This window comes from Nostoc sp., assembly GCF_036919675.1.
Lineage (GTDB): Bacteria > Cyanobacteriota > Cyanobacteriia > Cyanobacteriales > Nostocaceae > Nostoc.
In genome coordinates this window covers 1-22,032 of the sequence record NZ_JBALCP010000135.1, presented here as the reverse complement: position 1 = coordinate 22,032, position 22,032 = coordinate 1, and the positions used below count along the sequence as shown (strand labels likewise).

Sequence of the window (22,032 nt, the reverse complement as noted above, 5' to 3'; positions counted from 1 at the left end):
AAAATATGATTTTTGGTTCACAAATATCCGAAAGGATTATATCAATTCCGGTTGAACATTTATCATTAGGGCTGACACGGGGACACGGGGACACGGAGAGTTTTTTGATAAGTAATTAGACGGGCATGATATTAGGGTATAACGCCCAATACTTTTCAAATAAGATCCCTCCATTTACCCCCCTTTTTTAGGCGGCAAACTAGCACTACTTTTTAAGGGGGGTGAAGGGATCTTTAACCTTTAATTTTACTGAATTGATTTGATCAGTTTTAAAATAACACAGCCCCAAAAGCTCTCTGATAACATACAATATTAATTCTTCTGTAATTTGCATTCCAAAATGTAAATCGACCAAGAGCGATAATGCCTAATGGTACGACAACAGAAGCATGAAAGCGTGAATACAAAACTCCTCATTTCTCCTCAAGAACTCACGTCTCTGTTAGCAGAAAATTCATCACAGGCTATCATTATCGATACGCGAAGTCAAGAAGATTATGGTATTTCTCATATTCCTCAATCTATAAATATAAGAGATTTTTTTACCTATCTTTTAGAGAATTCCTACTCAGCAGGATTAAAGAAATTGCAAGAGTATTTTGCAGAAATTCTCAGCAGGGTAGGAATATCTGGTGCAGAACGGTTAATTGTTTATGAAGATACTTTAAATAAAGGTTATGGTCAATCTTGTCGAGCAGCTTTCTTACTCAAGTATTTGGGTTGCGCTCAGGTATCTATCTTACACGGAGGATATAGAGCATGGCAGACAGCGGCATTACCTACTACCGATGAAGTCCCTAAACGTGAAAGCAGCATATTTAGATTGCATCCCAACACTGACATGATGGTGACCACCGCCGAGATGTTGCAAGCAATTGACAATCCAGCAATTATAAAATTAGATGTGCGCGATCGCAACGAATGGCTTGGGCTGAGTTCTTCTCCCTACACTGTTGATTTTTGTCCTCGCAAAGGTAGAATCCCTAATGCTGTATGGATAGAATGGCATCGGATGATGACATCTGAATCGGAAATCTCCATGTTCCGCTCAAAAACGGAAATCTTAGAAATTTGTCAATCTGTAGGTATTACTAAAAACTCTATTGTCTACGTTTACTGTTTTAAAGGTTCTAGGGCGGCGAATACTCTGATTGCTCTGCAAGTAGCAGGAATTTCCGCTAAAAATTATTTTGGATCTTGGAATGAATGGTCTCGCGACTTTTCATTACCCGTTGATAGCAGAGTAATGTGAATAAGGCAGTTCTTGCTGGAGTTTGCAACGAGCGTGTAAGCTTCAGATAGTTAGTGATCGCACCCTCATTTAATTAAAAAGGAAATTACCAAACGTGTGCGATGTCTACGATGGTCACTGAGCGGCTGGTGGCCGCACTTGTACTGAGCGCAGCCGAAGTAGTCGAACCATGTCGTACCCCTACAGGGATCTTGCTAGCAAGAGCGTCTCGTAGAGAAGTGCGGACTACGCCTACGCTACCTATATTGCAACACAAATAATCATTTTTTGAGTGAGATAAGCTCTAAGCAATTGCTTTATGTGTATTTAATATGATAATGTAACATCCAGTTGATTTTTAGAAGCTTCTATGCGTTGTCAAAAAAGTTATTTCTCAAAATATATATAAGTAAGTAAATTAATGGGTAAAAACTAGTGTATTTTAATAATACTCAAAAAAAACAACTTTTAAGATCATCTTTATCAGTTTTGTAGGTACAGCATGGTTTTTCGGCGCTGCTTCGTTGCATCTGGCTTAATAGTTTTCTTTGCATTTGGCTGTAGTGGTGGGGCAAACTCATCAACAGAAAATACTACACAAGTTGTGCAAGAAAGTAATGTAACCCAACTTTTGATAGAAGCGAAGGCTACGCAAAAAGCAGAAGATTTCTTTCATCAAGGCAATCATTTATTAGATGGACAACGTTACGAAGATGCAATAAAAGCATACGATGAAGCGATCGCCATCAAAGTTGACAGTCCTGAAGCTTGGATTAACCGTGGCATAGCTTTAACATCGTTGCAACGCTACAAAGATGCTCTTGCATCTTACGATAGAGCGATCGCCATCAAACCCGACAAATATGAAGCTTGGTATAATCGTGGCATAGCCTTAACATCGTTGCAACGCTACAAAGATGCTCTTGCATCTTACGATAGAGCGATCGCTATCAAACCCGACAAATATGAAGCCTTAATTAACCGCGGCATTGCTCTGACAAAGTTGCACCGTTACCAAGATGCTATTGCATCTTATGATAAAGCGATCGCTATCAAGCCAGATTTGCACCAAGTATATTACAACAAAGCTTGCTCTTATGCTTTACAAAGTAATTTAGAATTATCAATTGAGAATTTAGATAAAGCAATCGAGCTTGTTCCTGATAAATACAAGAAGTTAGCAAAAACTGACCCAGACTTTAGCAAAGTGCGTAGTAAAAAGCAGTTCCAGGAATTACTTCAATAGTTTGTTGCAATCATTTTGTAAAGCACAATAAAAACAGTTTTTTAACTGAATTAAATTTATTTTTAAATAACACATGAAGAAATTGCTAATCACCGGAGCCAGTGGCTTTTTAGGATGGCATCTTTGCCAGCTGGCAAAACAAGAGTGGGAAGTTTATGGTACTTATTTTTCCCATTATTTAGATATTCCTGATATCAAAATATTGAAAGTGAACTTAACAGATTTTCAGGAATTGCAGCGCATATTTAGTGATATTAAACCAACAGCAGTTATTCATACTGCTGCACATTCGCAACCAAATTTTTGTCAAACCCATCCCGAAGAATCGCACGCAATTAATGTTATAGCATCCGGCAATATTGCCGGACTTTGTGCGGATAATTCTATACCTTGTGCTTTTACCTCAAGTGACTTAGTTTTTGATGGTTTAAATGCCCCCTATCGAGAAACAGACCCCGTGTGTCCTGTCAATCTTTATGGTGAGCAAAAAGCCATAGCTGAAGTAAGTATGCTAGAGCGATATCCCATGACCGCAGTGTGTCGAATGCCGTTGATGTTTGGCACAGCAACACCCACAGCTAAAAGCTTTATACAACCATTTATTCAAACTTTACAAGCCGAAGAAGAACTAAGTTTATTTATCGATGAATTCCGCACACCGGTAAGTGGAAAAACTGCCGCCAGAGGGCTATTATTAGCATTGGAAAAAGTTAACGGCATCATTCACTTAGGCGGCAAAGAACGAATTTCTCGCTATGATTTTGGGCGGTTATTAGTTGAAGTATTTCAACTTCCCGCTACCAAGCTGAAATCCTGCCGACAACAAGATGTGAAAATGGCAGCACCTAGACCAGCAGATGTTTCTTTGGATAGTTCCAAAGCTTTTGCATTGGGGTATCAGCCTTTATCTTTACGAAAAGAATTACAGGAATTAATCAATAGTCAATAAGATAGCAATCCTAAATTATTTATGAAAATTACATATCTCTTTCTTCTCTTTGCGTCGCATTCGCGTAGCGTCTCGTAGAGAAGAACGCAAAGGAAGAGAAGGGAGAAATGCTTAACTGAACTGTATTGGTCAATAATAAGCCTGAAAAGATAAGAAGGAAGGAACTGTCAACTACTGCACCCACAAGGGGATGAGGTTTTACGCACGAGCTATAAAAAAATCCCCCCAACTTTCTAAAAACGAGAGTTGGGGGGAGCAAGTTTTAACTAAACTGTATGGCTTTATGAGGAATAAGCATCCATTGGCAGACAAGAACAAACAAAATTCCTATCGCCAAAGGCTGAATCAATGCGACCAACAGCTGGCCAAAACTTATGTTCACGAGTCCAAGGTGCAGGATAGGCAGCTTGTTCACGAGAATAGGAATGATGCCATTCTCCGGTGATCAAGCTTTCGGCAGTGTGGGGTGCATTCTTCAAAACATTATCTTGGATATCCACTCTACCTAATTCAATCTCAGCGATTTCTTGGCGAATAGAAATCAATGCATCACAGAAACGATCCAACTCTTGTTTAGATTCACTTTCTGTAGGTTCCACCATGATTGTACCCCCTACAGGCCAGGAGACAGTCGGCGCATGGAAACCATAATCCATCAAACGCTTGGCAACATCATCGATTTCGATCGCAGCTGATTTTTTGAGCGATCGCAAATCTAAAATACATTCATGGGCAACTAAACCATTTTTCCCTTGATACAAAACTGGATAGTACGATTCCAGTCTCTTGGCGATATAGTTAGCGCTGAGAATCGCCACTTTAGTTGCTTGGGTCAAACCAGCTGCACCCATCATAGCGATGTACATCCAAGAAATCACCAAGATACTAGCACTACCCCAAGGTGCAGCAGCCACAGCACCAATATGCTGGGAATTAGGAATTTCTTCCTTCCTAGTCCCCAGTCCCCATTGCCCCTTATCCCCAGAGGGGGCCCCGAGTTCCCCAGTTTCGACTACAGGATGTCCGGGGAGAAAAGGCACGAGATGAGAGGCTACCCCAATGGGCCCCATACCAGGGCCACCGCCACCATGAGGAATACAGAAGGTTTTGTGCAAGTTTAAATGGCAGACATCCGCACCAATATCTCCAGGACGACAAATTCCTACTTGGGCGTTCATATTTGCCCCATCCATGTAAACTTGTCCACCGTGGGTATGGACAATAGCGCAGATTTCCTGAATTGGCTCCTCAAAGACACCGTGAGTTGAGGGATATGTCACCATTAAGGCGGCTAGTTGATTGCTGTATTTTTCTGCCTTAGCCTTCAGGTCATCAACGTTAATATTGCCTTGTAAGTCACAGGCAACTGCCACCACTTTCATCCCGCACATTACCGCACTCGCTGGATTTGTCCCGTGTGCCGAAGTGGGAATCAAACAAACGTTGCGGTGTCCTTCTCCACGGCTTTGGTGATATTGGCGAATCACTAAAAGTCCGGCGTATTCCCCCTGAGAACCAGCATTTGGTTGCAGAGAAATTCCGGCAAAACCAGTAATTTCAGCTAACCATGCCTCAAGTTGCTTAAACAGGATTTGATAACCCTGCGTTTGCGACGCCGGGGCAAACGGATGAATCTTGCCAAATTCCTCCCAACTTACCGGAATCATCTCAGCAGTCGCATTCAACTTCATTGTGCAAGAACCCAAAGGAATCATCGATGTTGTCAGCGACAAGTCCTTAGCTTCTAGCTTGTGCAGATAGCGCAATAACTCAGTTTCTGAGTGATAGCGGTTAAAAACTGGGTGGGTGAGATATGTACTTGTACGGGAGAGGGAGAGATGGGGAAGAGAGGGAAAAGTTAATTCTTCTAAGGTAAAAGGTAAATCATCTGTACCAGCGAAAATCTGCCAGATGTCGATTAAGTCTTCTGGTGTAGTTGTTTCATCCAGCGATATGCCAACAGCAGTTGCATCAAAAATCCGCAGGTTAATTTGAAGTTGTTCGCTATTTGCCAGAATATCTTTTAAATTGTGTGTTCCCAGTTCTACTCGCAGCGTATCAAAGAAAGATTCTGAAACGACGCTGTAACCCAAACGCTTTAGTCCTTGTGCCAGTAACACCGTCAAGGAGTGGATATTTTCAGCAATTTGCTTCAGTCCAGCAGGCCCATGATAGACCGCGTACATACTCGCCATTACCGCCAGCAGCACCTGTGCTGTACAGATATTACTAGTAGCTTTTTCGCGGCGGATATGTTGTTCGCGGGTTTGCAAGGCCAGACGTAATGCAGGCTTACCTTGGGCATCTTTTGATACTCCCACAATTCGCCCTGGAACCAGCCGCTTATACTCTTCCTTTGTAGCAAAGTATGCCGCATGAGGCCCCCCAAATCCTAACGGAATACCGAAGCGCTGGGTGCTACCGACAGCAATATCAGCGCCAAATTCTCCCGGAGGGGTGAGCAAAGTTAGACTTAAGGGATCTGCTGCTACCGTCACCAATGCACCCTTAGCATGGGCTTTTTCTATAAAAGCGCGGTAGTCGTAAATAGTGCCATCAGTTGCAGGATATTGCAGAACAGCCCCAAAAATTGGTTGCTCAAAATCAAATGTTTGATGATCCCCGACAATGATCTCAATCCCTAATGGTTGAGCACGTGTTTGTAACACGTCGATAGTTTGGGGATGGCACTCACCAGAGACAAAATAGGCATTTGCCTGATTTTTGGAGACACCATAGCTTAGGTTCATCGCTTCAGCTGCTGCTGTAGCTTCATCAAGTAACGAAGCATTGGCAATTTCCAAACCTGTGAGGTCGATAATCAGAGTTTGGAAATTTAGCAGCGCTTGGAGTCGCCCTTGGGCAATTTCTGGCTGATAAGGAGTGTAGGCAGTATACCAACCGGGGTTTTCTAAGATATTGCGCCCAATTACAGGTGGGGTAATACTGTCGTAATATCCCATACCGATGTATGAGCGGAAAACCTGATTTTTGGCAGCAACTTTTTTTAACGATGCCAGTGCTGCGTACTCACTTTCTGGTTCTGGTAACTTTAGCGATCGCTTCAGCCGGATTGCCTGTGGAACTGTTTGGTTGATTAGCGCATCCAGGCTGGAAAACCCCAAAACCTTAAGCATTTGCTGGATGTCATCAGAGTTAGGGCCAATGTGTCTTGGCACAAAACTACTTAACTTTTGACTTTTTTCGTCCAGCACTTGCTGCTGATTAGACTTGAGAATAGGGGCGTTTAATACCACAAATTACTCTCCAGATAGTACTATTTCATATTTTGCAATAAATACTCATGAGAAGTAAGTATAACTTTTCAGTTTATCTAAATTTCATGACTTATCTGCCGATGGAGTGAGAAGAGGCTCTTGAGTAGAGGAGTAGGGGAGCAGAGGGGAAGTTCCTGCAAGTCTTTCCCTCTGCCCCCTATCCCCTCTGCCCCTTTGCCCCTCTGCCCCTTTGCCCCTTTGCCCCTTTCCTACTCCCCTTCCACCAGAGCGCGATACTCATCCGCTGTCAAGGCATCCTCAACATCACCAGGGTCATTGACGCGCACTTTCAAAAACCACCCTTCCCCGTAGGGGTCTTCTGACACTTCTTCGGGAGAATTAATTAAGGCTTCATTGCGTTCTATAACTGTGCCTGTGACGGGTGAATTTAGGTCTTCAACGGCTTTCACAGATTCAATTGTGCCAAAGTTTTCTCCTCTGGTAAGAGCGTCGCCAATTTCTGGCAGTTCCAAAAAGACGATATCACCCAATTCATGTACGGCAAACTCAGTAATGCCAACGGTGGCAATTTCGCCATCTAGTCGCACGTATTCATGAGAATCCAGGTATCTGAAATCTTGAGGATATTCAAAAGACATATCACTTCCTCTCCCTTATCAAATAAATTATTGCCCCAAGAGTCATCCAAGCCATATCTGGTAATGAACCTGACTGTAAATTGAGTAACTCACAACACATTATTCCTCAAAAACCTCGGCACTTATCAGTTGGTAACACGATTTTTTGACCGATAAAAGGGACGTTTAACTACAACTGCTGGATAAGCTTTGCCGCGAATTTCGACTTCTAGCTGCTGACTGACAGTTGCTAACTGGGTGGGAACGTAGGCTAATGCAACGGGATAACCAAGTGTAAGTGACAGAGTGCCACTGGTAACTTCTCCCACAACTTTACCTGCGGATAACACTTGGTAACCGTGACGGGCAATGTTGCGTCCTTGGGTTTGCAAGCCTACCAGTCGGCGATGCACTCCAGTGGCTTTTTGCTGTTCCAAAACTTCCCGACCAATAAATTCGCCTTTGGTATCTAAGTGAACTAGCCACCCCAAACCTGCTTCTAAGGGTGTGGTGGTCTCATCAATATCTTGTCCGTAAAGTGCCATCGCCGCTTCTACCCGCAGGGTGTCTCTCGCACCAAGTCCACAGGAGATAACACCAGCATTATGGAGATTTCGCCACAATTCTACCCCCACATCTGGGTCTACCATCACCTCAAAGCCATCTTCTCCGGTGTAACCTGTGCGGGCCAAGAAGGCAGGTTTCCCTAGTAGGGTTGCTTCTAAATGTCCGAAGGCTTTGATTGGTTGTAAGTCTTCTTGCACTAAGGGTTGAAGATATTTAATCGCTTTTGGCCCTTGCACAGCGATTAAGGCTTTTTCTGGTGAAAGGTCTTGGAATTGTACTTTATCCAAGTCAAGGTGTTGTAATAGCCATGCTTTATCTTTACTGGATGTTGCCGCATTGACGATGATCAACGCCTTCTGTATCCCACTGGTGTCTTCACCTTGGTAATAGACAATGATATCGTCAATAATTCCCGCTTGGAGATTTAACAATACGGTGTATTGCGCTTGACCAGCTTGCAAACGACTCAAGTCTGAAGGCACTAGAGGCTGGAGTTGGGAAATCAGGTTTTTACCTTGGAGGGTAAATTTACCCATGTGGGAAATATCGAACATTCCGGCTGTATTTCTTACAGCCTCGTGTTCGCGGCTAATGCCACTAAATTGCACAGGCATTTCCCAGCCCCCAAAGCTGGTAAGACGTGCTTTGAGTTCTACACCCAGTTGATATAAAGGGGTTCGCGCCAGAGATTGGGCATTTTCTTCTTGATTAGCCACAGGTAATTATTATGCGATCGCACCTCAACATCTATCATCCTAAGAGATGCTTTCTAGGTTTTACAGTATTGTGTATTCAACTGGAGCATTGGGCATGGTTATTTTCCTTGTCCCCCTTGTCCCCTTCTGTGAGGTTTAATAGTGAATGGTGAAAGTGTTGAGATTTATTAAGAAGACATTATGAAATATTGGCAACTGTTAGCTAGCTTTGTCTTAGCTATGGTTCTTTTTTTGTTTCCCCTATCGGCGCAAGCTGCAAGTTCTTCCAGTATTACCCGTTCTGTGGCTAATGATGAACTTAAAGGCAAGGATTACTCTGGTCAAAGTTTAATTGGCACTGAGTTTACCAATCTCAAATTAGAGAATGCTAATTTTAGCAATGCTGACTTACGTGGTGGCGTGTTTAACGGTACCCTATTGGAAGGAGTAAATCTGCGTGGTGCAGATTTTAGTGAAGGTATAGCCTATCTAACAAGGTTTAAGGACGCTGATTTAAGTGATGCTGTGTTGACCGATGCAATGATGCTGCGTTCTACTTTTGATAGCGTGGATATCACAGGTGCTGATTTTACGAATGCAATTTTAGATGGAACGCAAGTAAAAAAGCTTTGTGTTAAGGCTAGTGGTGTTAATTCTAAAACTGGTGTAGATACTCGCAAGTCTTTAGGATGTAAGTAAACTTTCACCGAATTTACGATGTTTAAATTTTGGATAATGAAATTGTTGGCGCAGCCTCTGGTAGAGAAGATTCTTGCATTCCATTATTTAATGCATGTTTGAGACTTGCGAATTTAAACGCGAGAATAATTCTATTTTTCCGTTATCCAAACATTTTTTGACAAGCAAGTGACTTTAGGGATGAGTTAATCTCAATACGCTTGGGTTAAGGCTTAACCCAAGCGTATTAGCTTTTGAAGGTAGACGTTGAGCTTCTGAACCTCAAGTTTCAAGTTTGAAATTCAAAACGGTTATGCGATCGCTAGTGATATGCTTCTCTTAAAAAGCTTGCATAATTTGCCCGAATCGTCATAGTAGTAGAATGACTTACACCTAAAGTTTGTTCACAAATTTTCAAAGCTTGCTCAAATAAGGGTTGGGCTTTCTTGTAGCGTCTTGTATGACGGTAGAGTGCTGCTAGATTGTTCAGGCTAATAGCAACATCGGGATGGTTATCTCCTAGCAGGCGTTTACTCAGTTCTAAAGCTTGCTGATACAAAGGTTCGGCTTTGCTATAGCGTTCTGTAGATTCGTAGAGTTGCGCTAAATTATTCAGGCTAGTAGTGACATCAAGATGGTTGTCTCCCAGCAGGCGTTTTCTCAGTTCTAAAGCTTTCTTGAGCAAGGGTTCGGCTTTACTGTAGCGTCCTGTATAACAGTACAAAGCTGCTAAATTGTTCAGGGTAGTGGCGACATGGGGATGTTCTTCTCCAACTAGGCGTTTCCACAGTTTCAAAGCTTGCTGATACAAAGGTTCGGCTTCGCTATAGCGTCCTGTAGATTCGTATAGTAATGCTAAATAGCTCAGGGTAGTGGCGACATGGGGATGTTCTTCTCCCAGCAGGCGTTTCTGGAGTTCTAAAGCTTGTTTATACAGCGGTTCGGCTTGCCGATAACGTCCTCTAGAATCGTAAAGTTGTGCTAAATTATTCAGGCTAGTGGCGACATGGGGATGTTCTTCTCCCAGCAGGCGTTTCTGGAGTTCTAAAGCTTGTTTATACAGCGGTTCGGCTTCCCTGTAACGTCCTGTAGATTCGTAGAGTCCTGCTAAATTGTTTAGGTTAGTGGCGACATCAGTATGTTCTAAACCAAGACGATTTTTAGTCAGTTCTACACACTGCTGCAACCAAAGTTCTGCTTGCTGATAAAGTCCTTGACCTTGATAAAACCAGGCTAATTTGGTAAACAGAGTGATTAGATTTTCATCACTGAGATACTGTGATAGGTGGATTGCAACTTCTATAATGTGCGGGATATGTGGAGTGAAGTTGAGAATATCTTCAGGGTTAGGCTGTTGCGGAATTAGCTTTGCTACCTCTAACATCATCACTGCAAATTTAGTTTTTGCTTCATCCGCCTCACCTGACTTATCCAACTTAATTTGAAAAAGTTGCCGAATTAGTGGATTTAGACGATAAATTCCTTTACTTTCCTGTTCTAGCAAATGCAATTGGAGTAAATCGACTATGGCTTTTTCATTGAGTCGTTGTTTTTTGTCATCTCCTATCGTCTCAACAGATAAGGGAATATCAGCTAAGGCACACAAACTTAGCAAACAGCCAAAGCTTTGTGCATTCTCATCCAATTGTTCCCAACTCAATTCAAAAACTTCAGATACACCGTATTCATAATGCATCAATGAGTTAGCATTGACCACTGATTCATGTTCCACTCGTTTCTTCTCTAACCGCTTCAGCACTGTTTTCAGAGACAAATCTAGCATTTTATTTAGATATCGCCCCACTAACTCTAACGCTAAGGGCAAATATCTTAAAAATTTACAAATTCTTCTCGCAATCCAAGCTTCTTGTTGCAGTCGTTCCCGAACCACCAGCGATTTTAATAATTTCATCGCCGCCAATGGTTTAAGGACATCCAATTCGCTATTATATTTTGCTCTCAGGTAAGCTTGTAACTTCTCTAGTTTGTCCTGACTGTTGAAAGTCGCTAACTCAGGATAATTCTGGGCAAACTTGTCATACACCTCACCCATCCACTTTCTGAAAGCAGCAATATCAACGTTTAATTCGCTGGCAAGTTTAGCTTCACTTTTTCCTAAGTTTTCTATCTTAAAATCCTTTGTAAAAGCTGCCGTTTGTTCTATAGATAAACCATTAATAGCAGCTTCTTTAGCTAGAAAATTAGCCCATTGCATAAATAGTTTGTTAAATATATTTTTGATTCTACTTTGTCTCCATTTGGAAATGTCCTCTCTTTGGAGTAAAAATCCGATTTGCATGGGAACATTTAAAAGCAGTGGCTTGCAGTTAGGCATCGCCAGTTGAGCCTTTGAGGCTGAGAGTTGAGTTTTTGAGGCTGAGAGTTGAGTCTTTGAGGCTGAGAGTTGAGCCTTTGAGGCTGACGATTGAGCCTTTGAGGCTGACAGTTGAGTCTTTGAGGCTGACGATTGAGTTTTTGAGGCTGACGATTGAGTTTTTGAGGCTGACAGTTGAGTCTTTGAGGCTGACAGTTGAGTCTTTGAGGCTGACAGTTGAGTCTTTGAACCTCAAATTTCGAGTTTTGTACTCAAAATGGCTATCTACGACGGGCTATGCTTACGCAGTATTATTGACTTTACTATTGGGTATGTAAAATACGATGCCTAACGGCAAGCCACTGCGCGTCTACGCTGCTAAAATTTAAACTACAACTGTTGTGTCACACCAATTATTGCTTGCAGTTGGGTAAAGATTTCCACAAGTGAAGAGTTATGGTGTCATTTTACTAGAAAGGTGCGTAGGCGTAGCCCGTCGTAGACATCGCGTAGGGAAGGGAGGCAATTGTTAGCGATATGTTTCTCTTAAAATGATTGCATAATTTCCCCTTATCGTCATTGTATTAGGATGACTTACACCTAAAGTATGTTCAGAAATTTTCAAAGCTTCCTCAAACAAAGGTTTGGCTTCTCTGTAGCGTCCTGTAAATTTGTAGAGTAATGCGAGATTGTTCAGGCTATTGGCGACATGGTGATGATTGTTTCCCAGTAAGCGTTTTCTCAATTCTAAAGCTTGCTGATATAGGGGTTCGGCTTCACTGTAACGTTCTGTAGAACCGTAGAGTAACGCGAGATTGTTCAGGCTAGTGGCGACATCGGGATGTGCTTCTCCCAGTAGGCGTTTTCTCAATTCTAAAGCTTGCTGATACAGAGGTTCGGCTTCGCTGTAGCGTTCTGTAAAACGGTAGAGTTCTGCGAGATTGTTCAGGCTAGCGGCGACATCGGGATGTGCTTCTCCCAGTAAGCGTTTTCTCAATTCTAAAGCTTGCTGATATAGGGGTTCGGCTTCACTGTAACGTTCTGTAAAACGGTAGAGTTCTGCGAGATTATTCAGACTTTGGGCGACATCAGGATGTGCTTCTCCCAGTAAACGTTTCTGGAGTGACAAAGCTTGCTGATATAGGGGTTGGGCTTTGCTGTACTGTCCTGTAGATTCGTAGAGGATTCCGAGATTATTCAGGCTTTGGGCGACATCGGGATGGTTGTCTCCCAGTAAGCGTTTCTGGAGTGACAAAGCTTGCTGATACAGGGGTTCGGCTTCGCTGTAGCGTCCTATGGAATAATAGAGGGCTGCGAGATTGTTCAGGCTAGTGACGACATCGGGATGGTTGTCTCCCAGTAAGTGTTTACTCAGTGACAAAGCTTGCTCAAACAAGGGTTTGGCTTCGCTGTAGCGTCTTGTAGATTTGTAGAGTCCTGCGAGATTGTTCAGGCTAGTGACGACATCGGGATGGTTGTCTCCCAGTAGACGTTTTCTCAGTGACAAAGCTTGCTGATACAGAGGTTCGGCTTCGCTATACCATCCTGTAAAACCGTAGAGTTCTGCGAGATTGTTCAGGCTAGTGGCGACATCAGGATGTTCTAAACCAAGACGATTTTCAGCTACCTCAATAGATAGTTTGTACCAAAGTTCTGCTTGCTGATAAAGTCCTTGAGCTTGATAAAACCAGCCTAAACCTGTAAAAGGCCGAATTAAATCGTCGTCACTGAAATACTGGGATAGATGGGTTGCAATTTCTGCAATGTGGGGGATAGCGGGAGTGAGGTTGAGAATTTCTTCACGGTTAGGCTGTTGAGCAATTTGCTTTGCTACCTCTACCATCAGCGCGACAAAAGCAGTTTTCACCTCATCTGCTTCACTTGACTCATCCAACTTTATTTGGAAAAATTGCCGAATCAGTGGATGTAGACGATAAATTCCTTTAGCCTGGCATTGGATTAAATGCAGTTTCCGCAACTGGGCTATAGCTTTCTCCCAGAATTCTTGTTCTTCGTCATCTTCTATCGTCTCAATAGATAAGGGAATGTCAGCCAAGGCATACAAACTCAGCCAACAGCCTAAGCTTTGTGCATTCTTATCCAATTGTTTCCAACTCAATGCAAAAGCTTCAGCCACGCCGTATTCATAACGCATCAATGGGTTAGCCTTGGCTACTGCTTTGTGTTCCAGTCGGTTTTTTTCTAGCCGCTTCAGCAGTGTTTCCAGAGACAAATCTGGTATTGTATCCAGATATCGCCCGACTAACTCTAATGTCAAAGGCAAATATCCCAAGAATTTACAAATTCTTCTGGCAACCCAAGGCTCACTTTTAAGTCGTTCCCTGCTAATTAGCGACTTTAATAATTTCATTGCCGCCAATGGTTTGAGGACATCCAGACGTAATTGCAGTAAAGTTCTGTCAAACCCCAGGCGCATTGTCAGCAATACTTTAAACCGAGGTGATTCCAGGGGTAGATAACGCTGAACTTGTTTTTTGTAGTCGGTGACATCATCAAACACCAGCAGGACTTCACCTTGTTGCCAATTCTCCCAGCAGTATCTCAGCCTATCTGCTAATTCCCAGTCGTCCGGTGCAATGAGGTTAAATTTTAATTGGGCAAATCTGAGAATCTGAATTCCGACATCAATTCCCTGTGCTGATAACCAGCAAACCCCACCTTGATAATTCTGTAAATGTTGTTTGGCGTATTGGGTAGCCAGTTCAGTTTTCCCCACACCACTCATACTCATCCCAGCTACAATCGCAACTTGCCCAGATGTTTGTAATGAGGAGTGCAAGTTTTGTAGTTCCACTTCACGTCCCACAAATTTTTCAAATGGGACAGCAGGGGGAATATTTTGATGAATTTCCTTAATTGTCGTGTGGGCAGCGTTCGACTGACTTGTACTGAGCATCTCGGCTTCGCTCGATGGAGCCGTTGCCGTTGGCGCAGCCTCTGGTAGAGAAGTAGCGCTCACGCCGAAGTCTTGCCCGCCATTATATTTTGCTCTCAAGCAAGCTCGTAACTTTTCTAGTTTGCCTCGACTCTTAGAAGTCGCTAACTCAGGACAACTCTGGGCAAACTTGTCATACACCTTAGTCATCAGCTTTTTGAAAACACCAACACCGATATTCAATTCGGTGGCTAGTTTCACCTGACTCTTACCTAAGTTTTCATTCTTCAAACGCTCTACAAAAGCTGCCGTTTGCTCTGGGGATAAGTTATGAGTAGCAGCTTCATTGGCTAGAAAATCAACCCATTGCATAGACAGCTTCTGAGATTTCTTCTCGATTCTACTTAATTTCTATACATTTCGAGGGAATTTCCTCTTCTTATGGCAGAAATACCATTTCTATAGAAAGATTTAGAAGAGGTTTGAGCCGTGAAAACTGCCTTAACAACTCCAGTCAACTCCAATCAAACTATCCAAACTTTGCAATTAATCTTTACCTCACCAATATCGGTAGAGAATCCATCTACTTAATTGCGAGATGATACAGTTCTACTGAAATCATCTTCGCAGCGGCAATTTTAACTTCATTGTCTGTCGATTGGGGGAATTGCCTGTGTGATTGTGGTGATTACGGGTTTAGTTAAAACTTTAGTGTCTCTAATGGTAAACCCGACAAGGGAAAAAAAGAAATCGTCAGGGCAATGGAATTCGCGGCTACACAAATTCTCGTCCGCGCAGGCGGACGAACTAAAAATTTAAGATTTCCAACCTGCCTCCGTGGGTTTTACCTGTGTAGATGCGGTTTATAACCGCTTATTAAACTTATGATATCAGAGAACAAGAATACTGCGTAGGTGTAGCCCGCACTTCTTTACGAGACGCTGCGCGAACGACAAAGCTTAGTGACCATCGTAGACATCGCCACTTGAGCCTCTGAACCTCAAATTTCGAGTTTTGTACTCAAAATGGCTATGCGATCGCTCTATTTTTCAATGTATTTTGGATATGAGGGGCGATGTCTACTACGGATTAGGTTTACGCCCTTTGTCAATTAGCATGAGAATCGAACCGCAAAGGACGCAAAGAAAGAGACAAGAGGGAGCGATCGCTGTTTGAGGTTACAATTTGTAGGCGATCGCTGCTAAAATTTTAACTGCATTAGATTATTTCAGGCTCTAGCCAGAAAAGAGCCGATTTGTAACTTGCTCTAACACCTTTAATGATTTTAATGAACCTCGAATTAGTCGAGTAGCAGCAAGGGGTTGTCGAAGCATTCCCATCGCTAAAGGAAAAGGGTTTAGGGAACCATCAGAGTTAATTGCTGATGTAAGATCGGGGATATCGTGCTGACAATCGTCGCTGACTACTCGCAGCATTGCCACGTCCACCCCAGCTGCATTGAAAAACTCTAGGGCGGTAAATCCTTCCATATCAACAACATCAGCCGCCAAAGTCTCACCCAAATGACGTTTTTCGGACGCAGAGCAAATCATGCGATCGCTTGTCAGTGACTTGACTAATGATACTTTTTCTGATATGTAAGAATGCAATTGTGTTGTGAAAGTGCGATCGCATTCTTGCCGCTTCCCAGAGTAAACACAATCTTGATAGAGGACAATATCACCAACTGTGTAGCGATCGCTCAAGCTGCCACATATACCCATAATTACAACTCTGGATGGAGCCAGAAATTGCCCATTTACTTGGGATTGTTGCAGGTATTTGAGTAAAGACTTCATCCCAACAGGTATGGCTACTACGGTTGGAATGGAGCCAGTAACGCCGCTTAATCCGCGACACACAGCTTTATATTCTGCTCCCTGAGGTACCAAAATTGTGTTGATGGGCAAAAAATTAGGCACTAGCCCTCTGAATATTTTGAAGTTTGCGTCTGGATATTACAGCAGAATTCAAGTATTTGAACCACATCTGTCGTAGGGGCGCAAGGGCTTGCGCCCCTACCGCGTGGTCTATTTACCTGAAAATAGCTGTAACAATAGGGTGCAGAGGGCGATCGCACTTTGTAAAAGAGGATTGCTCACCGTCGCTGCATAACCACTAACTATTGCTCCGGCTTGTCGTTCTGCATCCAAAGCTTTATCCCAGAAAGGAATACTGCGTAGAAACTCAAGGCTGGATCGTCCAAATCTGGCCACGGGAGATACTCAGGCTGATATTCCCTGTAGCTTTCGGTAAAGCTCCAGCAGAATAATTCCTTATGCTCGACAGAACCAAATTTCATGTGTCAAGTTCCATTCTGGATTAAAAATTTTGCTTTATCTGAGTCACAATAAGTAATATTGCCATTTGGTAGTGACCACAACTCGCAAACCGGAGGTGATTGCTGTAGCATGACTAAATAATTGTGTCACCCACACGATAATTTTCCAAGATGGTAAAGCTTGATCGCTCAAAATCCGCACGAGAACTCTTCAATATTTCCAAATTAGCGATTCAATTTTCGTGGCTGACGGTGAGTTTTTGGATTGCCGTAACGGTAGCTGGTGTTCTGGCTTTCAGTTCTCTCAAGTATGCTTTGTTTCCAGATATTACCTTTCCAGTAGTGGTTGTGAATGCTACAGCTCCCCTGACAACTGCCGTGGATACAGAGGCGAAGCTCACCCAACCCCTGGAAGAACGTCTGCGCTCCCTAAAAGGACTGGAGGATATTCGCTCATCCACTTATCCTAGTCAAACTGCTGTTAGCCTTTCTTTTGCCGTTGGTACGAATTTAGAAACATCGACCAAAAAGGTTGAAACTGCCCTCAAACAGTTTACTTTGCCTCAAGGAGCAACTTTCAAAATTATTCCCTTGAATCTAAATGAGTCAGCCGCCATTAGCTATGCCATTGAGAGTCCCTCAAGGAATCTCACAGATTTGACAAAGTTGGCGAAAGACGAGATTGTAAGTGCGCTCGCTAAACTACCAGGAGTCCTGAAAGTCTCACTACTGGGCGCTGCTACTGTAACTCCCCTAGCTCCAGCGAATGCAAGTGCCGCGGCTCCCCCCCAAGCAGGGGCGACATTAGTCAGGTTTAACGGGCAAGATGCTTTGGCATTTCAGGTGATCAAACGTGGCAGTGCTAACACATTGGAAGTAGTGAGTCAGGTTGAGAAAGAAGTCCAAAGGCTGCGATCTAGCCTCAATGATGTCAAACTCACTTTAGCTGCTACCCAAGCAGAATATATTCGCCAAGCCACCCAGTCAACAATCGATGCTTTGCTGGAAGCAGTCTTGTTGTCTATCGTGGTAATTTTTCCTTTTTTGTGGAATTGGCGAGCCACCCTGATTTCTGCCTTGGCAATTCCTACGTCTATTTTGGCGACGTTTATTGTCATGGCAATTTTTGGTTTCAACTTGGAAACGATTACGCTGTTAGCTTTAGCTTTGGTGATCGGTAGTATTGTTGATGATGCGATCGTGGATGTGGAAAACATCATGCGACACGTTGAAGATGGGGAAACTCCTCGCCAAGCAGCACTTTTAGCTACAAATGAGATTGGATTGACAGTCACCGCCGCCACCTTGACAGCAGTAGCGGTTTTTTTACCTATAGGTTTGATGGGTGGTGTAATTGGTCAATTCTTCAAACCTTTCGGCATCACTGTTTCAGCCGCGATGCTTGCTTCTATGCTAGTTGCTCGAACTTTATCTCCAGTTCTGGCTATCTACTGGCTGAAACCTAAATCCTCGCTTTCCCCGCGTCGGGAAGCAAAAATCTGGGTGGCGTTTACTCAATCTTACAGAAATTTGCTGAGTTGGTCTTTGAATCACCGCAAGATAGTTATCGGATTAGCTGTCCTCAGCTTCATTGCAGGTATAGTGCTGATTCCACTAATTCCCAAAGGGTTTATTCCCAAACTTGATCGCGGCGAATTCAATATTGCTTATACGGCTCCTTTGCCGAGTATCCCTGGAGGGGGAAGGGAGCAGGGGAGAAATCCCAGTCCGCAGTTCCCAATTCCTAACCCTTTGAACGATTCTCTTGAGGTTGCTAAGAAACTAGAAGATGTAGTCAGAAAATCACCGGCAGTTGAAACGGTATTTACTACTATTGGTTCTCGCGAGGGTGAGCCGAATAAAGGCATACTATATGTAAAGTTAAAGGGCGATGGCACAATCACAACTGCTGAACTACAAGACCAATTCCGCTCCTCCTTACCTGTCCTTTCTGGGGTAACTACCAGTGTTGAAGATATTCAATTTGTCGATTCTGGCGGTCAAAAACCTCTGCAAATAGCATTACGAGGTGATAATCTCCAAGCTCTGAGCAAAGCAGTCAAGGCAATTAAAGAGAGAATTCAGAGAATACCGGGATTTGCCGATGTCACAATTACAGGTGAAACGAATCCACAGGGCACAGTTGTTCAGATCGAGCGTCTGAATAATCAGCGCGTGGCCTATGTCAGTGCTAATCTTGGCAAGAATCTATCTTTGGGTGATGCTACTGACAAAGTGGTAGCTGAAGCTAAGGCGGTGTTACCCTCTAATGTTTCCTTGAATTTAGGGGGAGATTCTGCTAGTCAAAGTGAGGTTTTTAGCAGTTTCGGCAGTACTTTAGCTCTATCTGCCCTGTGTATTGTTGTGGTACTAATTTTGCTGTTCAAAAGCTGGATAGACCCTCTGGTGATTGGTGTCTCTTTGCCCTTGGCACTGGTGGGGGCAATGTTAGCACTACTGATTACCAAGAGCGACTTTGGGATGATCTCACTGATCGGTTTCGTCTTTTTGCTGGGGCTGGCAAATAAAAATGCTATCTTGCTTGTAGATTACATCAACCAGTTACGCAGTGCTGGCTTAGACCGCACCGAGGCGATCCTCAAGACTGGATTAGTGCGCCTCAGACCAATTATGATGACCACTGCCTCCACTATTTTAGGGATGCTACCGATCGCCTTAGGTTTTGGTGCGGGTTCCGAATTGCGATCGCCTATGGCTGTAGCGATCGCAGGTGGACTCGTGACTTCAACTATCCTCAGTTTGATTGTTGTGCCAGTAGTCTACACTATTTTGGATGATTGGTTTCCCCGCAAGAAATTTTAGATTTTAGATTTTAGATTTTAGATTTTTGAACAGGTATGAATGGTCTGATTGAGAGATTTACATTACTAAGTCCCACCTAATTATTGCAAGATTTGTGTATCTAAAATTACAAAACAGGGGAATTCTAAGTTGACAAATCCAAAATCCAAAAGGGTTTTTGTGACTGGGGGTACGGGCTTTATTGGTGCCCACTTGGTACGGTTGTTGTTGCAACAAGGATATGCAGTCAAAGCGCTGGTTCGCTCAAGCAGCAATTTGGAGAATCTCCGTGGTTTGGAGGTGGAAATTGTCAAAGGCGATTTGAATGACCCAAATCTCTGGCAACAGATGGGAGGTTGTCAATACCTATTTCATGTGGCAGCCCATTATTCCCTATGGCAATCAGACCGAGAGTTACTCCATCGTCACAATGTCCTGGGTACGCGCAATGTGTTGGCAGCAGCTCGCAAAGCTAACATTGAGCGCACCGTTTACACAAGTTCAGTGGCGGCAATTGGGGTAGGATCATCTAGTCAAGTTGTCGATGAAACACATCAGAGTCCCTTAGATAAGTTGGTGGGTGACTACAAAAAGTCTAAGTTTTTGGCTGAACAAGAAGCTATGCAAGCCGTTGCTACAGATCAGGAGGTCGTTATTGTCAATCCCAGCAGCCCGATTGGCTCGTTGGATATCAAACCTACCCCGACGGGTGATATAATTTTACGGTTTTTACGACGGCAAATGCCCTTTTACTTGGATACTGGTTTGAATTTTATCGATGTGCGGGATGTGGCATGGGGGCATTTACTGGCTTTGGAGCGAGGCAAATCAGGCGATCGCTATATCTTAGGTCACCAAAACCTCAGTTTAAAGCAACTGCTAGAACAACTCGCCGATATCACAGGTTTAAGCGCACCTCAACGAACAGTACCCGCTTGGTTACCCCTTAGTGTTGCCTGGGTTGATGAAAAGATTCTCGCACCATTAGGGAAATCGCCTTCAGTGCCATTGGATGGCGTTCGGATGGCGAAACAACCTATGTATTATGATGCCGCAAAGGCTGTACGAGAGTTGGGTCTACCCCAATCTTCGCTGAATGCGGCCCTCAAGGATGCTGTAGATTGGTTTGTTGCTCAGGGATATGTCAAATGAGAAATCTAGCGATTCACGTGGGGATGCGATACGCAGGGGCGCAAGGCCTTGCGCCCCTACGAAGGTTTTATGTTTTCCAGTGGTGTTTTTATATCTATAAAGAGGAGCGATCGGAACAATGGCAGTTAATCTACAACAAGCTATAGACATCGGGAAGTATCTGGTTACTCAGCGTTTGAAAGGACGTAAACGCTTCCCTTTAGTATTAATGTTGGAACCTCTTTTTCGGTGTAATCTAGCCTGTACTGGTTGTGGTAAAATCCAACATCCAAAGGAAATTTTAAAGCAAAATCTCACCCCAGAACAGTGCTTTACCGCAGTGGAAGAGTGCGGCGCACCGGTTGTCTCAATTCCTGGGGGAGAACCTTTGCTGCATCCCCAGATTGATCAGATTGTCCAAGGATTAATTGAGCGCAAGAAATATATTTACTTGTGTACCAATGGTTTGTTGTTAGAAAAGAGCCTGGATAAGTTTCAACCTTCTCCTTACCTGACTTTTAGTGTGCATTTAGATGGGATGCGGGAGTTGCACGATCAGTGCGTTGATCGCAAAGGTGTTTTTGATATTGCTGTCAAAGCTATTCTCGCCGCTAAAGCTAAAGGCTTTCGTGTCACTACTAACACAACTATCTTTGAGGGAACTAAACCTAAAGATATGCAAGAGTTCTTCGACTTTCTGAAAACACTAAATACTGACGGGATGATGATTTCTCCCGGCTACAGTTACGAGTGGGCACCAGATCAAGATCATTTTCTCCACCGTGAACAAACCCGCGCCCTCTTTCGGGAAATTCTAGCTCCATACAAAGCTGGTGAAAAAAACTGGAACTTCAATCACAATCCGCTGTTCTTAGATTTTCTGACTGGTGAGAAGGACTACGAATGTACGCCTTGGGGTAGCCCTAGTTATAGCGTTCTCGGTTGGCAAAAACCTTGCTATCTTCTGAACGAAGGTTATTACTCTACCTTCAACGAATTACTGGCAAAAACTGACTGGAGTCAATACGGCCAGAAGAGTGGTAATCCCAAGTGTGCTGATTGCATGGTTCACTGCGGCTACGAACCCACTGCTGCAATGGATGCAATGCAGCCGCAAAATATGGCACGTGCCCTTGGTAGCGTGTTTGGCAGGAACTAGTAAGTAGTACCTTATCGACTTCTATCCCTGATCAACCTAACAGTTGATCAGGGATAGAAGTCAATTCCTTATCCCCCGTCTTACATCCCCTCCCTACTACGTTCAGGCAGGGGCATTACGACGCTTCAGAGATATAGCAACCGCCAGGATAGTTAGGACGTAAACTAAAGGTGTTATCGTGATCTGCTATCGTCTGCTCTGCCATGCCTAAACCCTACAGTTACGAC

At 43.5% G+C, this 22,032-nt stretch carries 16 protein-coding genes; 8 read left to right on the top strand and 8 right to left on the bottom strand.

Going from position 1 to position 22,032, the window contains the following annotated elements; all coding sequences use genetic code 11:
- The first annotated feature begins 397 nt into the window (after positions 1-397).
- The 4 genes from V7K49_RS32105 to V7K49_RS32090 all read left to right on the top strand — a co-directional run bounded on the left by V7K49_RS32105 (position 398) and on the right by V7K49_RS32090 (position 3,426).
- Positions 398-1,252: a sulfurtransferase gene (locus tag V7K49_RS32105; RefSeq protein WP_335209252.1), complete on the top strand. Its 855-nt coding sequence runs from the start codon at positions 398-400 to the stop codon at positions 1,250-1,252.
- Positions 1,253-1,353: 101 nt separating this feature from the next.
- A complete protein-coding gene (locus V7K49_RS32100) occupies positions 1,354-1,512 on the top strand; it encodes a hypothetical protein (protein ID WP_335209251.1) in 159 nt (52 codons plus the stop codon).
- Positions 1,513-1,733: 221 nt separating this feature from the next.
- Complete coding sequence (locus V7K49_RS32095; RefSeq protein WP_334874466.1) at positions 1,734-2,477, top strand: tetratricopeptide repeat protein; 744 nt, start codon at positions 1,734-1,736, stop codon at positions 2,475-2,477.
- 73 nt (positions 2,478-2,550) lie between these two features.
- On the top strand, positions 2,551-3,426 hold the full coding sequence (locus V7K49_RS32090; RefSeq protein ID WP_335209250.1) for an SDR family oxidoreductase: 876 nt from the start codon (positions 2,551-2,553) through the stop codon (positions 3,424-3,426).
- Positions 3,427-3,707: 281 nt separating this feature from the next.
- Here the strand turns inward: V7K49_RS32090 and gcvP are convergent, their stop codons facing one another.
- The 3 genes from gcvP to gcvT all read right to left on the bottom strand — a co-directional run bounded on the left by gcvP (position 3,708) and on the right by gcvT (position 8,565).
- Positions 3,708-6,683: an aminomethyl-transferring glycine dehydrogenase gene (gcvP, locus tag V7K49_RS32085; protein ID WP_335209248.1), complete on the bottom strand. Its 2,976-nt coding sequence runs from the start codon at positions 6,681-6,683 to the stop codon at positions 3,708-3,710.
- Between the two features lie 230 nt (positions 6,684-6,913).
- Entirely contained in the window at positions 6,914-7,303 is a 390-nt protein-coding gene (gcvH, locus tag V7K49_RS32080; RefSeq protein WP_298906606.1) for a glycine cleavage system protein GcvH, read from the bottom strand.
- Between the two features lie 125 nt (positions 7,304-7,428).
- A complete protein-coding gene (gene gcvT, locus V7K49_RS32075; RefSeq protein WP_334874459.1) occupies positions 7,429-8,565 on the bottom strand; it encodes a glycine cleavage system aminomethyltransferase GcvT in 1,137 nt (378 codons plus the stop codon).
- Between the two features lie 180 nt (positions 8,566-8,745).
- On the opposite strand from gcvT, the gene V7K49_RS32070 reads away from it, so the two are divergent.
- Positions 8,746-9,243: a pentapeptide repeat-containing protein gene (locus V7K49_RS32070; RefSeq protein ID WP_273763442.1), complete on the top strand. Its 498-nt coding sequence runs from the start codon at positions 8,746-8,748 to the stop codon at positions 9,241-9,243.
- Between the two features lie 301 nt (positions 9,244-9,544).
- Here V7K49_RS32070 and V7K49_RS32065 read toward each other — a convergent pair whose 3' ends face one another.
- The 5 genes from V7K49_RS32065 to V7K49_RS32045 form a co-directional block, all read right to left on the bottom strand.
- A complete protein-coding gene (locus V7K49_RS32065) occupies positions 9,545-11,437 on the bottom strand; it encodes a tetratricopeptide repeat protein (protein ID WP_335209246.1) in 1,893 nt (630 codons plus the stop codon).
- Positions 11,438-11,549: 112 nt separating this feature from the next.
- The gene (locus tag V7K49_RS32060; RefSeq protein ID WP_335209244.1) at positions 11,550-11,792 is read right to left on the bottom strand and encodes a hypothetical protein; all 243 of its coding nucleotides are present in this window, start codon (positions 11,790-11,792) and stop codon (positions 11,550-11,552) included.
- A 273-nt stretch (positions 11,793-12,065) separates the two neighbouring features.
- The gene (locus V7K49_RS32055; RefSeq protein WP_335209243.1) at positions 12,066-14,804 is read right to left on the bottom strand and encodes a tetratricopeptide repeat protein; all 2,739 of its coding nucleotides are present in this window, start codon (positions 14,802-14,804) and stop codon (positions 12,066-12,068) included.
- Positions 14,805-15,667: 863 nt separating this feature from the next.
- A complete protein-coding gene (locus V7K49_RS32050) occupies positions 15,668-16,354 on the bottom strand; it encodes a 5'-methylthioadenosine/S-adenosylhomocysteine nucleosidase family protein (RefSeq protein WP_335209241.1) in 687 nt (228 codons plus the stop codon).
- Positions 16,355-16,462: 108 nt separating this feature from the next.
- On the bottom strand, positions 16,463-16,648 hold the full coding sequence (locus tag V7K49_RS32045; protein ID WP_334874448.1) for a hypothetical protein: 186 nt from the start codon (positions 16,646-16,648) through the stop codon (positions 16,463-16,465).
- 236 nt (positions 16,649-16,884) lie between these two features.
- On the opposite strand from V7K49_RS32045, the gene V7K49_RS32040 reads away from it, so the two are divergent.
- The 3 genes from V7K49_RS32040 (at position 16,885) to hpnH (ending at position 21,805) form a co-directional block, all read left to right on the top strand.
- The gene (locus V7K49_RS32040) at positions 16,885-19,536 is read left to right on the top strand and encodes an efflux RND transporter permease subunit (protein ID WP_335209239.1); all 2,652 of its coding nucleotides are present in this window, start codon (positions 16,885-16,887) and stop codon (positions 19,534-19,536) included.
- A 129-nt stretch (positions 19,537-19,665) separates the two neighbouring features.
- Positions 19,666-20,667 (top strand): hopanoid-associated sugar epimerase, encoded by a 1,002-nt coding sequence (gene hpnA, locus V7K49_RS32035; RefSeq protein WP_335209238.1) that lies wholly within the window; start codon positions 19,666-19,668, stop codon positions 20,665-20,667.
- A gap of 118 nt (positions 20,668-20,785) precedes the next feature.
- Positions 20,786-21,805, top strand: a complete 1,020-nt coding sequence (gene hpnH / locus V7K49_RS32030) for an adenosyl-hopene transferase HpnH (RefSeq protein ID WP_334874442.1) — start codon at positions 20,786-20,788, stop codon at positions 21,803-21,805.
- The last annotated feature ends 227 nt before the right edge of the window (positions 21,806-22,032 follow it).

What these genes read in the sequence shown, in the direction of transcription:
- V7K49_RS32100 (WP_335209251.1), top strand. Translation starts at nt 1,354, where the DNA reads ATGTCTACGATGGTCACTGAGCGGCTGGTGGCCGCACTTGTACTGAGC.
- V7K49_RS32095 (WP_334874466.1), top strand. Translation starts at nt 1,734, where the DNA reads ATGGTTTTTCGGCGCTGCTTCGTTGCATCTGGCTTAATAGTTTTCTTT.
- V7K49_RS32090 (WP_335209250.1), top strand. Translation starts at nt 2,551, where the DNA reads ATGAAGAAATTGCTAATCACCGGAGCCAGTGGCTTTTTAGGATGGCAT.
- gcvH (WP_298906606.1), bottom strand. Translation starts at nt 7,303, where the DNA reads ATGTCTTTTGAATATCCTCAAGATTTCAGATACCTGGATTCTCATGAA.
- V7K49_RS32070 (WP_273763442.1), top strand. Translation starts at nt 8,746, where the DNA reads ATGAAATATTGGCAACTGTTAGCTAGCTTTGTCTTAGCTATGGTTCTT.
- V7K49_RS32065 (WP_335209246.1), bottom strand. Translation starts at nt 11,437, where the DNA reads ATGCAATGGGCTAATTTTCTAGCTAAAGAAGCTGCTATTAATGGTTTA.
- V7K49_RS32055 (WP_335209243.1), bottom strand. Translation starts at nt 14,804, where the DNA reads ATGCAATGGGTTGATTTTCTAGCCAATGAAGCTGCTACTCATAACTTA.
- V7K49_RS32040 (WP_335209239.1), top strand. Translation starts at nt 16,885, where the DNA reads ATGGTAAAGCTTGATCGCTCAAAATCCGCACGAGAACTCTTCAATATT.
- hpnH (WP_334874442.1), top strand. Translation starts at nt 20,786, where the DNA reads ATGGCAGTTAATCTACAACAAGCTATAGACATCGGGAAGTATCTGGTT.